Source organism: Sphingomonas sp. S2M10 (genome assembly GCF_012650175.1).
GTDB lineage: Bacteria > Pseudomonadota > Alphaproteobacteria > Sphingomonadales > Sphingomonadaceae > Sphingomonas.
Genome location: NZ_JAAILI010000016.1, coordinates 32744 through 44309, shown reverse-complemented (window position 1 = coordinate 44309; position 11566 = coordinate 32744). Strand labels below are relative to the sequence as shown.

At 64.0% G+C, this 11566-nt stretch carries 15 protein-coding genes; 14 read left to right on the top strand and 1 reads right to left on the bottom strand.

Annotation, left to right across the window (positions count from 1 at the left end; all coding sequences use genetic code 11):
* From S2M10_RS05695 to S2M10_RS05630, 14 genes are all read left to right on the top strand, one after another.
* Positions 1-710 (top strand): efflux RND transporter permease subunit (locus S2M10_RS05695; protein WP_168845236.1); only part of this gene is annotated, 710 nt, incomplete at its 5' end.
* 53 nt (positions 711-763) lie between these two features.
* On the top strand, positions 764-1252 hold the full coding sequence (locus tag S2M10_RS05690) for an SRPBCC family protein (RefSeq protein WP_066609250.1): 489 nt from the start codon (positions 764-766) through the stop codon (positions 1250-1252).
* Positions 1249-1623: a hypothetical protein gene (locus S2M10_RS05685; RefSeq protein ID WP_019368192.1), complete on the top strand. Its 375-nt coding sequence runs from the start codon at positions 1249-1251 to the stop codon at positions 1621-1623. Before S2M10_RS05690 ends, S2M10_RS05685 begins: the two co-directional genes overlap by 4 nt.
* A 45-nt stretch (positions 1624-1668) precedes the next feature.
* Positions 1669-2010 (top strand): flagellar hook-basal body complex protein FliE, encoded by a 342-nt coding sequence (gene fliE, locus S2M10_RS05680; RefSeq protein ID WP_019368193.1) that lies wholly within the window; start codon positions 1669-1671, stop codon positions 2008-2010.
* Between the two features lie 31 nt (positions 2011-2041).
* On the top strand, positions 2042-2929 hold the full coding sequence (locus S2M10_RS05675) for a bestrophin family ion channel (protein ID WP_019368194.1): 888 nt from the start codon (positions 2042-2044) through the stop codon (positions 2927-2929).
* A 5-nt stretch (positions 2930-2934) separates the two neighbouring features.
* Positions 2935-3318: a hypothetical protein gene (locus tag S2M10_RS05670; protein ID WP_026008892.1), complete on the top strand. Its 384-nt coding sequence runs from the start codon at positions 2935-2937 to the stop codon at positions 3316-3318.
* A gap of 3 nt (positions 3319-3321) precedes the next feature.
* Positions 3322-4008 carry a transporter gene (locus S2M10_RS05665; protein ID WP_018251225.1) on the top strand — a complete coding sequence of 229 codons (687 nt, stop codon included), beginning with the start codon at positions 3322-3324 and terminating at the stop codon, positions 4006-4008.
* Positions 4005-4613 (top strand): cation transporter, encoded by a 609-nt coding sequence (locus tag S2M10_RS05660; RefSeq protein WP_019368196.1) that lies wholly within the window; start codon positions 4005-4007, stop codon positions 4611-4613. Before S2M10_RS05665 ends, S2M10_RS05660 begins: the two co-directional genes overlap by 4 nt.
* Positions 4610-7111, top strand: a complete 2502-nt coding sequence (locus S2M10_RS05655; RefSeq protein ID WP_019368197.1) for a heavy metal translocating P-type ATPase — start codon at positions 4610-4612, stop codon at positions 7109-7111. The genes S2M10_RS05660 and S2M10_RS05655 overlap by 4 nt, the downstream gene beginning before the upstream one ends.
* A complete protein-coding gene (locus tag S2M10_RS05650) occupies positions 7108-7857 on the top strand; it encodes an HAD-IIB family hydrolase (RefSeq protein WP_019368198.1) in 750 nt (249 codons plus the stop codon). Before S2M10_RS05655 ends, S2M10_RS05650 begins: the two co-directional genes overlap by 4 nt.
* Before the next feature lie 114 nt (positions 7858-7971).
* Complete coding sequence (locus tag S2M10_RS05645) at positions 7972-8427, top strand: MgtC/SapB family protein (protein ID WP_019368199.1); 456 nt, start codon at positions 7972-7974, stop codon at positions 8425-8427.
* Positions 8428-8497: 70 nt separating this feature from the next.
* Positions 8498-9106, top strand: a complete 609-nt coding sequence (locus S2M10_RS05640) for a DedA family protein (protein ID WP_019368201.1) — start codon at positions 8498-8500, stop codon at positions 9104-9106.
* Between the two features lie 220 nt (positions 9107-9326).
* Positions 9327-9557: a hypothetical protein gene (locus S2M10_RS05635; protein WP_231471584.1), complete on the top strand. Its 231-nt coding sequence runs from the start codon at positions 9327-9329 to the stop codon at positions 9555-9557.
* Between the two features lie 58 nt (positions 9558-9615).
* Positions 9616-10002, top strand: a complete 387-nt coding sequence (locus S2M10_RS05630) for a DUF305 domain-containing protein (RefSeq protein ID WP_235527226.1) — start codon at positions 9616-9618, stop codon at positions 10000-10002.
* Positions 10003-10122: 120 nt separating this feature from the next.
* On the opposite strand, the gene S2M10_RS05625 is transcribed toward S2M10_RS05630, so the two are convergent.
* Positions 10123-11046, bottom strand: coding sequence for a zincin-like metallopeptidase domain-containing protein (locus S2M10_RS05625; RefSeq protein ID WP_019368205.1), 924 nt, complete (start codon positions 11044-11046; stop codon positions 10123-10125).
* Positions 11047-11566 lie beyond the last annotated feature (520 nt).

The window sequence follows — 11566 nt, the reverse complement described above, 5'->3', positions numbered from 1 at the left end:
GCGTGGTGGTGCAAGCCAACGTGCGTGGCCGCGACGTCGGATCCGTCGTGGCGGATGCGCAGGCGGCGATCGGCAGCCAACTCCGGCTGCCTGCCGGCACCTATCTCGAATGGGGCGGCCAGTTCGAAAACCTGCAATCGGCGAGCGAGCGGCTGAAGCTGGTCATTCCGGCTTGCTTCATCTTGATCCTGCTGCTCCTCTACGGGGCGTTGGGATCGGTCCGCGATGCTGCGATCGTCTTCACCGGCGTGCCATTCGCGCTGGTGGGCGGCGTCCTGCTGCTCTTCTTGCGAGGCATGGACTTTTCGATCTCGGCGGCGGTGGGCTTCATCGCCCTGTCGGGCATCGCGGTCCTCAACGGCCTCGTGATGGTCAGCTCGATCCAGGATCTGATCCGGTCGGGGCTATCGCGCGAAGAGGCGGCCCATGTCGGCGCAATGCAGCGCCTGCGGCCCGTCGTCATGACCGCGCTCGTCGCAAGCCTCGGCTTCGTGCCGATGGCGCTTGGCGAGGGGGCGGGCGCGGAGGTGCAGAAGCCATTGGCGACCGTCGTCATCGGCGGCCTGATCTCGGCGACGCTGCTGACGCTGTTCGTGCTGCCGACGCTCTACGCCCGGTTCGGGCAGAAAGTGATCGAGAAGCCCGAGCACTACAATGAGGAGCATGAAGGGGACGACCACGGTCAGACCTTCGTGAACAACTTGGCCTGATGGGTGAGCGGGGCGATCCGCGATCGCCCCGCTCATCTCTGGGAGATGGGGATATGCCTCGCACCATAACCAGCTCAATGCTTCACGGCGGGCCACTGCGGATCTGGTCGGCGATCACCGATCCGGATCATCGTCGGGCTTGGAGTCCGCTCGTATTCCTCGACAACCCGTGCCAGCTTGGCGAGACGGAATGTACCTTCGCGATCCAGGGCATCACCCGGCCAATTCGGACGCCGGCCCGGGTCGATCAGTTCGACAAGCCGCGCGCCTTCGCTTGGTCGTGCGGCATCCCTTATCTGTTCACGCTCGAAGAGCGGTACGAGCTGGCAGGGGACGATGGTGGCACCAGGCTAACACATAGCTGCACGCTGCGCGGGGCGCTGTCTCTGCCGTTCGCGGCGATGATGTTGCGTCGTCTGCGGTCCCTGATGATCGAGGCTGACGATCGCCTTGCAACCTATCTGCGCTGGCGGGTGGGTCAGCCTGCCCGTGGGATCAATCGTCAGCGCGTCCCCTCCCGCTACAGGAGGAAGGCGCGATGATGCCGTTGAAGCGGGTACTGCCCGCCCTCATCCTCGTTGTCGGGCTGGCGGCTTGCACGGAAAGCAAGCCGCCAGCCCCGCCAACGGAGCAGCAAATCCATTCGTCCGACAGCGCCGTGGCGACCGGGGAAATGGGGCGCCATCCCTATCGCTGTTCCGACGGGGAACCGCTGTTCGTCGACTACAAGGACAACGGCCTGCAGATCGATTTGCGGCGCTCCAGCAGCGCCGTGCCCATGACGCTGACCGCGCCAGCGCAGGGCCTCCAATATGTCGGCGAGACAGCCACCGCGACCTTCAAGGGGTCGCAGCTCACCGTCGTGGAAGGCGAGGGCCGCACCCGAATCTGCGAACGGGAGGGCACCCGATGAACCGTCCTGTCTTCCGACACGTCGCACTGGAACGGGAGAGAAACGATGTCTGACACGTCGATCTCGAATGTGATGGCCATTCGGGCCGAAGTGATCGCGCGAAGCCGCGCCTTGCGCGAGGCGCAGCCGACGGCACCGCCCGGCGTGACGCCGACCGCTCCGGCGTCGAACTTCGCCGATACCCTCAATGCCGTGGTCGCGAAGGTCAACGAGACCCAGGAGCAGGAGGATGTCGTCACCGAAGCATATGAGCGTGGCGAAACCACCGACATTGCAACCGTCGCGCTCATCCAGAGTCGCGCATCCATTACTTTCGAGGCGACCCTGCAAGTCCGGAACAAGCTGCTGTCCGCTTATCGGGACATCATGAACATGCCGATCGGATGACGATCGCTAAGAGATTTAGGGCGTAATTGATATGATTGTCGGCGCGAGGCCACGTTTTAGGCAGATCATTATCGAGGTTTGGAAGCCTCTCACGATCCTGTTCGTGTGGGACGTGGCGGTGACGGCATTCCACATGATGACCCCGATCAAGGAACCGCCTTTGCCGACGGCGCTGTTCGGCACTGCCATCGCGCTCTTCATGGGGTTTCGGACCAACGCAGCTTATGCGCGCTGGTGGGAAGCGCGAACCCTTTGGGGCGCGCTCATCAATGCGTCGCGCAGCCTGGCCAGGATCACACGCAGCCTGACCAAGGGGGAACCCGAGGGCAGTGAGACGCGGCACAACATCATCCTGCGGCAGATCGCCTTCGCGCACTCGATGCGCTGCCAGCTTCGCCGACAGTCGCCCTATGAAGACATTGCCCGGATCGCCGGAACGGACGTCGCCGATATGGCGGTCGCTCGCCTGAACCCTGCCAACGCGCTCTTGGAGGACATATCGGGCAATTACGCCGACGCGCTCGCGGAAGGTCGGATCACCGAGATCCAGCAGGCAACTGTAGAGCGCGTCCTGATCGACATCGCCAATGCGCAGGGTGGCATGGAGCGGATCAAGAACACGCCGCTGCCCAATGGCTTTCGGTTCTTCCCGAACCTCTTCACGCGCGTGTTCTGCGTGCTGCTTCCGATCGCGCTGGTCGAATCCCTGGGCCTTGCCACGCCGATCGGATCGACGCTGATCGGACTCGTCTTCCTCGCGGTGCTGAGCATCGGCGAGGATCTGACCGATCCGTTCGCCAATAGCGTCCACGATGTCCCGCTCACGGCCATGTGCCGCACGATCGAGATCGACCTTCTTCAGACGGCGGGACTACCGGCCCCTGAGCCGCTGACGCCCGATCACGGCGTGCTGTGGTGAGGGCGGTGCGCGCCTTGCGGCACCTGCCTGGCCTGACAGCCGCGCGCATCGGCGCCGTTCTGTTCGCGGGTATGGTCGTAGGGGCGTGCACCCCCGCTCCAAGCCAACCGGCCGAGCCGGCGCATGAAAAGCATCTGACGCCTCGATTGATCGCGCAGCGCATCATGTATTGCGACGATGGATCGCGCGCCGATGTCGACTTCATCGACGACGGCCTGAAGATGGCTGTCACCTGGCTGCCCAAGGGCAGAACCGAGATCCTGCACGCGCAACGGACCGGCGAAGAATTTCGCGGCGACCAGTCGCGGGCAGTCGTGGCGGGCGGGTCGATCGCCTTCACGCAGCGCGGGAAGATCCGCGTCTGTCATCGAACACCGGAGGAATCATAGGATATGCAGGCATTGCTCTACACGCTTGCGCCTGTGTTGGCGGTCGTGCTCGGCGCGATCATCGCGAGCCGCACCAAGTTAAATCCTGGCCTCGTGGCGGGGCTACAGCATCTTGCTGCCGGCGTCGTGTTCGCGGCGGCAGCGACTGAAATCCTGCCGCAGGTCAAGCATGAGGCTTCGCCCAGCGCGACGTTGATCGGCGGGGCGGCGGGCGTCGTAACGATGCTGGGTCTCAAGGCTTTCGAGGCCCGCTTCAAGGGGCCGATGGCGCTGCTCGCCGCGATCGGCATCGACATCCTGGTCGATGGCCTGGTGCTCGGCCTTGCGTTCGTCGCGGGCGAGAAGGCGGGATTTCTGCTGACGATCGCGCTGACACTCGAAGTGCTCTTCCTGGGTCTGACACTGACCAACGAGCTGGCGGAAACCTATCGCTCGCGCCTGCGCATCATCGTGATCGTCTCGGCCTTGGCGCTGCTGCTGCCGATCGGCGCGCTCGCTGCCGTTCCTGTCGCCACGCTCTCGCCGGTAATGGTCGCTGGCTTCCTGAGCTTTGGGCTGATGGCGCTGCTCTACCTCGTCACGGAAGAGCTGCTGGTTGAGGCGCACGAGAAGCCTGACACCCCGCTCATCAGCTCGATGTTCTTCGTAGGGTTCCTTGCCCTGCTAACGCTCGAGGAGATCATGGGATGATCCCGAGCAACGACAACAATGGCGGCGAAGAGCGTCGCACCCTCTGGATCGTCCTGCTGCTGAACGCGGCAATCGCGGCGGGCTTCTTCGTCTCAGGATTTTTCGCGGATTCGAGCGCCCTGATCGCCAACGGTGTCGACAATCTGTCCGATACGGCTGTGTATGCGCTGAGCCTTGTGGCGCTAACCCGGGGCCAGACGTGGAAGACACGCGCTGCGGTCGCTTCGGGCGTCATGCTGCTGATCTTCGCGGGCGGTATCCTGATCGACGTTGGCCGGCGCTACCTTCAGGGCAGCGAGCCGATCGGACCGACCATGATGGTCATGTCGGCGATCGCCGGCGTCGTAAACTACCTCTGCCTGCGGCTGCTCCAGCGGCTCAAGGATCCGGACGTTAACCTACGGGCCGCCACCACCTTCAGCTTCAATGACTTCATTTCCAATGGCGGCATCCTGATCGCGGGCGTGCTGGTGCTGTGGCTGGGCACCAACTGGCCGGACCTTCTGGTCGGCTTCGCTACCGCCATCATCGCCATCAAGGGCGGTGTCGAAATCCTGCGCGACGCGCGCGCCGAAACCAAGAAAAGCGAAAGGAGGTCGTCATGAACGACAAGCTCGAACTCGATATTCCAGTATTGTTGCCGGACCTTCCTGACGCGGCCGACGCTTGCCTGGACCGTCTCGTATCAACCCTGTCAAAGCGCGAAGGCGTCGAGCGGGCGCATGTGATCTGCCTCGATGGCGACACGCCGGCGGCCCTGTGCATCCATTTCGACGCCGCCAAGCTACCGCTGCCGCGATTGCGTGAAATGGTGCGGGCCGCAGGTGCCGAAATCACTGAACGCTACGGTCATGCGATCTGGCAGGTGACAGGGATCAGTCACGAACGGCGGGCGCGCACGGTCAGCGATGCGCTATGCGCGTTGCCCGGGGTGGTACAGGCAAGCGCCAGCACCAGCGGGTCGGTCCGGGTCGAATATGATCGCCGAGAGACCACAGAAGAGGAAGTGCGCGCTGCTCTTCGCAAGCTGAAGGTGAGGGTTGGCAAGCGGGTCGCCGCCGATGACCATGCCGGCCACGACCACGGCCCCGGGGGCCACGACGCGGGCGAAGAGAAGCACGGCCCCGGCGATGGTCACGACCATAGCCACGCCGAATTTCTCGGCCCCAATACCGAGCTGATCTTCGCGCTTGCCTGCGGCGCGCTGCTGGGGATCGGCTATGCGATCGAAAGGCTGGTTGCCGGCGCACCGGAGTGGCTGCCCACGGCCTGCTATGTCGCAGCCTATTTCTTCGGCGGGTTCTTCACGCTGCGCGAGGCGATCGACAACCTTCGGATGAAGAAGTTCGAGATCGACACGCTGATGTTGGTTGCTGCCGCCGGCGCCGCTGCGCTGGGCGCATGGGCCGAAGGCGCGCTGCTGCTGTTCCTGTTCAGCCTTGGCCATGCGCTTGAGCATTACGCGATGGGACGCGCCAAGAAGGCGATCGAGGCACTGGCGAAGCTCGCCCCGGAAACCGCGACCGTGCGCCGCAACGGGGAGACCAGCGAAATCCCGGTCGAACAGATGGTCGTCGGCGATATCGCCATCGTGCGCCCGAATGAGCGCCTGCCTGCCGACGGCTTCATCATCAAGGGCGCAAGCGCGATCAATCAGGCCCCGGTGACGGGTGAAAGCATTCCGGTCGACAAGGTGCCGGTCGCGGACGCTGCGGCGGCACGCGCCAAGCCCGACGCGGTGGACGCGGAAAGCCGGGTCTTTGCCGGTACGATCAACGGCGGCGGTGCGATCGAGATCGAGGTGACGCGCCGTTCCAATGAAAGCGCGCTTGCCAAGGTCGTCAAGATGGTGAGCGAAGCGGAGACGCAAAAGTCGCCGACGCAGCGCTTCACCGACCGGTTCGAGCGGATCTTCGTGCCCGCCGTCCTGATCCTGTCGGTGCTTCTCCTGTTCGCTTGGGTCGTCGTCGACGAGCCGTTCCGCGACAGCTTCTACCGCGCGATGGCGGTGCTGGTGGCGGCAAGCCCCTGCGCGCTTGCGATCGCCACGCCGAGCGCGGTGCTATCGGGCGTCGCCCGCGCAGCGCGCGGCGGCGTGCTGGTGAAGGGCGGTGCGCCGCTCGAAAATCTAGGGTCGCTGAAGGCGATCGCCTTCGACAAGACGGGCACGCTGACCGAAGGTCGGCCGCGCATCACTGATGTCGTGCCGGTCGATGGCGCCGATGAAGGCGAGCTGCTGGCGCTGGCCGTGGCTGTCGAGGCGCTGAGCGATCATCCGCTGGCCCAAGCGATCGTCAAGGACGGTCGCGAACGTCTGGATGGGCGCGCCTTGCCCACTGCCGGCGATCTCAAGAGCCTGACCGGTCGCGGCGTCACCGCAAGCGTCGATGGCGAGACGGTGTGGATCGGCAAGGCCGAGATGTTCGGAAGTGAGGGCATTCCGGCGCTGGGGCAGGGAGCGCAGGACGCGATAGCGAAACTGCGCGAGAACGGGCGCACGACGATGGTGGTCCGCAAGGGGGATCGCGACCTGGGCGCGATCGGCCTGATGGATACGCCTCGCGAAGCGGCAAAAACCGCGCTGCGCCGGCTGCACGAGATGGGCGTATCGCGGATGATTATGATCTCCGGCGACCACCAGAAAGTCGCCGAAGCGATCGCCAACGATGTCGGGATCGACGAGGCGTGGGGCGACCTCATGCCCGAAGACAAGGTTGCGGCGATCAAGAAACTCGCCGGCGAAGACAAGGTCGCAATGGTGGGTGACGGCGTGAACGATGCCCCGGCGATGGCAAGCGCCACGGTCGGCATCGCGATGGGCGCGGCGGGGTCGGACGTTGCGCTGGAGACAGCCGACGTCGCCCTGATGGCTGACGATCTGGCGCACTTGCCATTCGCGGTGGGCCTAAGCCGGCATACGCGTGGAATTATCCGGCAGAACGTCTTCGTCAGCCTGGGTGTCGTCGCCTTCCTCGTTCCTGCCACCATCCTTGGCCTCGGTATTGGGCCAGCGGTGGCGGTTCATGAAGGATCAACGCTGCTTGTTGTCATCAATGCGCTCAGGCTGCTCGCCTACCGCGATCCGGCGGGGAAGGCGGCATGAAGTGGATGATCGCCTTCGACCTCGACGGCACGCTTGCCGAGAGCAAGCGGCCGCTATCGGAAGATATGGCCGCAACCCTCGCCCGATTGCTCGCCGTCACGGATGTGGCGGTGATCTCGGGCGGGGACTGGCCGCAGTTCGAAAAGCAGGTCGCCTCGCGTCTTCCTGCCGGCGCCGCGCTTGACCGTCTCTGGTTGATGCCGACCACAGGCACAAAACTCTATCGGTTCATCAATGGCGCTTGGCGCGCAGTCTATGCCGAGCTGTTCGACGATGCAGAGAAGGCGACGATCCGCGCGGCCTTCGATCAGGCCCTGACCGATGCCGGCCTCGCCGACGAACGTATCTGGGGCGAACGGATTGAGGACCGGGGCAGCCAGATTACCTTTTCGGGGCTGGGGCAGGCAGCGCCGCTAAAGGAAAAGGAAGCGTGGGATCCTGACCGAAAGAAGAGGACCGCGTTGCAGGCCACGTTGCGCGCGACGCTGCCGGACCTCTCGATCAATCTAGGTGGCACGACATCGATCGACGTGACCAGGGCAGGGGTGGACAAGGGCTATGGCCTGAAGCGCTTGAGTGCTGAAAGCGGCGTCCCGCTCGACGGGATGCTGTTCATCGGCGATGCGATCTTCCCCGGTGGGAATGACTATCCCGCCGCTGAAATTGGCCTCGATACGGTGAGAGTGCGCGACGTTGCGGAAACCACCGCCGTCGTGACTGCCATCATCGCATGTCTGCACCGGTAGGGATCGCCGATGTTCGCGATCCCCGCCTTGGGCCTGAACGTCTGTGGGACTCTCGGCCCGACCTTACCCCTTTACCTCCGATCTGGAGCAATCGCGTAGAACAGGCAGGCCGGCATGTTTCAAAGCTCGTGGTGGGAGATAACCACCCATATCATCAGTCTCGCCATCGCCTACGCGCTCGCCCTTCCTGTTGGCTGGGATCGCGAGAACGACGCCCGCAGCGCAGGCATCCGTACATTCCCGTTGGTTGCCATCGCCAGTTGCGGCTTCGTGCTGGTGGGCATTGCGATCCTCGGCCGCACGTCTCCAGCGCAAGCCAGGTTGCTCGAAGGTCTGATTACGGGTGTCGGCTTCATCGGGGGCGGCGCGATTCTGAAGAAGGGCGACAAGGCGTCAGGCACAGCGACGGCGGCCAGTCTGTGGGCGACTGGCGCGCTCGGCGCGGCCGTGGGCTACGGCCTATACGACATCGCCTTCATCCTGAGCGCTACCACCTTCCTCACCCTGCGCTGCTCTCGTCCGCTCAAGCGCGCCACCAATGGCGACGTCGGCAGCTCGGCGAGCCGATGACGAGCCCTTGGGCGAGCCGATGGATGCGGCCTGTGCGATCCCTTATTGGATCTTCTGACGAGGCTGGTTTGTGTTCGACATCATAACATCGATCCTCGCGTCACTCGGCGGCTTTGGCGTCTTCCTGCTGATGCTGGCCGAAAATGTCTTTCCGCCAATTCCGTCGGAAGTGATTTTGCCACTTGCCGGCTACACCGCTGCGCAGGGGCGCGGCTCGCTGTGGGTGGTGGCAATCGCCGGCACCCTCGGATCGGCTGCAGGGGCGGTGCTGTGGTACTATGTCGGCCGCTGGATCGGCATCGAACGATTGAAGCGCTTTGCTTCCCGCCACGGCCGATGGCTGACGTTGACGCCCGGTGAGGTCGATCATGTCGACCGCTGGTTCGACCGCTACGGTCGTTGGGCGGTTCTGTTCGGGCGCATGGTCCCGGGAGTCCGGACCCTGATTTCGGTGCCCGCAGGGGTCAGCGGGATGCCCCTTGGTCCATTCTTGGTCTCGACGCTCACCGGCTCGGCCATATGGACCGTTATCCTCGTGCTGGCGGGCTATGAGCTGGGCGAACGCTATAGCCAGGTGGCGAGCGTCATCGAACCGGTCAGCAACGCCGTGCTCGCGCTGGCCGTCATCTGGTATCTTTGGCGGGTCGCGACTTTCGGGCGATCAAGGGGTGGCCATTGATGGCTGACCTGCTGCCCGCGTTTCCTGCCGGCCTTTGGCTCATGGCAGCTTCGATGCTTGTCCGCATCACACGCTTTGCACGTGCCTTTAGCCTGATCTCACCAGCCAGCGCGATCATCCTCATCAGATTGGTTGGAAGGCTTCACCGCAGCGGATTTCACGCATGGCGTCGCAACGGAGGGAAGTGGCGTTGGGCCGGAATATGGAGAGGATCGACATAATGGGGAACAGCAAGCAGCAGGCGATCATCGCCGTTGCCGCAACAATCGTTCTGTCCGGATGCGGGCTGATTAAACCACGCGACGCCGGCTATTTCCGCTTCCACGCGGAAGAGGCGAGACTGGTCGTCACACGCTGCGAGCGGGGCCAAGAGACCGGCAGCGACTGCGAGGCCGCGGCGCAAGCCGTGGCCGAGCTCGACGCGGCGGCGGGGCGGCAGTCTGGACGCTGAAGCGAGCCACCTTCGCCCGCCCCATGAACCAAATCACTATCACTGGAGAAGAATCGTAATGATCGGAAGCAACAGGCCGTTCGCGCTGATGCTGGCAATGACCGCCGTCTTAACCCCGCTTTCCGCGAAGGCACAGCATACCCAGCATGGGTCAACTGGTGCCGTGTCAGGCTCGCTAAACGAGCCGCCCGCTACGCGGGCCTACCGGGCCGCAAATGCCAAGATGCATGGCGATATGGACGTAGCCTTCACGGGTGATGCCGACGCCGATTTTATGCGCGCGATGATTCCCCATCATGAAGGCGCTATCGCGATGGCTGAAATCGAATTGAAGTATGGCCGAGATCCCGCCGTGCGCCGCCTCGCGGCCGCAGTGGTGGCAACCCAAAGGCGCGAGATCGCCGAAATGCGCACCTGGCTTGCACGTCGGCAACCCCGAAAGTAGCGGCTGATTGAAAAGGTGGCGCTCACCGCCGTCAATGATGGCGACGGTCGTGATTTTGGGATCATAGGCCAGTCGCGCCGCCACGTCCCGGCCCTCGTCGGGGCCGGGACGTGGGGGCGCTCATGCCGGCTCGTCCAGTTCAGGGGCCGTCTCAACGGCCATGCGGCTCAAGAGCCAGTCGGACGCGTCCTGGGCTAGGCGGGCGGCGGTGAAGATGCACCGCTTGTCGTTGCGCAGGGCCTGTAGCCAACTCGCCAGATAGGCGGCGTGGTCTTCACGGTCGTGAAGCTTGATGCCGATGGTCGCGCTGACGAACGCCGCCCCTAGCTCGGCAACCAATTCCTCTCGGGCGTAGTCCTCGCGCTTCGTGGAAATGAGAGAGGGACGGGCAAGTCGGTCAACATGTCCCGTCGCGTGGCAAAGTTCGTGCGCTAGGGTCGAATAATAGTCATCGCTGGTGTGGAAATCGGCAAACTCGGGCATGACCACATGATCGCCGCTCGGCTGATAATAGGGCTGCGATCCGAAGTGTTTAAGGGTGACGGAGATGCGAGCGAAAAGCGCGTCCAGCTCGGCATCCCGCTCATCGGGATTGGTTGCGGTGATGATCGGCGCGGGGGTTGGATATTTCGCCTCGATGCCATCGATCTGCTCGGCATTGAAAACGGTATAGCGCTTAAGAAACGCCACCTGACGCTTGCCGTCCTCGCTGCTCTCTCCACCCTTGTCGGCGTCAACCTCGATCTTGTTGGCATAGACGACGGTCGAACCCTTCTCGCCCTTGCGGACGCATCCACCAAGCGCAAGCGCTTGCTTGAAGGTCAGCCAATGCGGAGAGGCATAGCCCTTGGTCATGGCGGCAACCCAAAGGGTCAGGACGTTGATGCCCCGATAGGGAACGCCGGTCGAGCGGAGCGGGATATTCGGTGCGGTGCTGCCATTCCACGATTTCGACCACGGCCGGGTGCCGGCCTCGATCATCGCGATCATCTGATCGGTGATTTCCTGATAGATGTCGGCTCGATTGTCGGTGATCCGTCCCATGATGTCTTCCTTTCCTTTGAGGCTGAAAGCCGGTCGCAACAGCAACCGGCTCTGCCTTTCCGGCGAGGAACGGGATGGGGAGGGAGGGCGAGAATCTGGCCTCTGGCGCGGGCGAGCCGCCTAGCGCGGCCGACGCTCCGCAGGGCGTCGGGTGCCGCGTTTGGCGGATTACACGGGGGGCCTGATTGTCGTTCGGGAACGAAAGGGCAGCCGCCCTTGGTGTTCCCCGGCACCGGTCTGGCCTCCGGGGGAGGGCAGCGTGCCCAACAAGCTGTGCCACGCTCCAGGCGTGTCATGGGGGGTGTGCCACGTGGCACACCTGCCTTGCGGCAGCGCGAATAGGAAAACACGGGGAGAGGGGGAGGCCGTGGGGGCTCCCGCTGGGTTTATCCTCGGTTGATACGCCAGGAGTGTACCCTGAGCGGTTCCTATATGGGGATGTCCTATGCTTTGTAGGCCCCGTGCGGCTCCCGGGTGGGCGGTCCAAAGGGCCGGGGAGGGGGCGGCCTGCGCGCCCTGT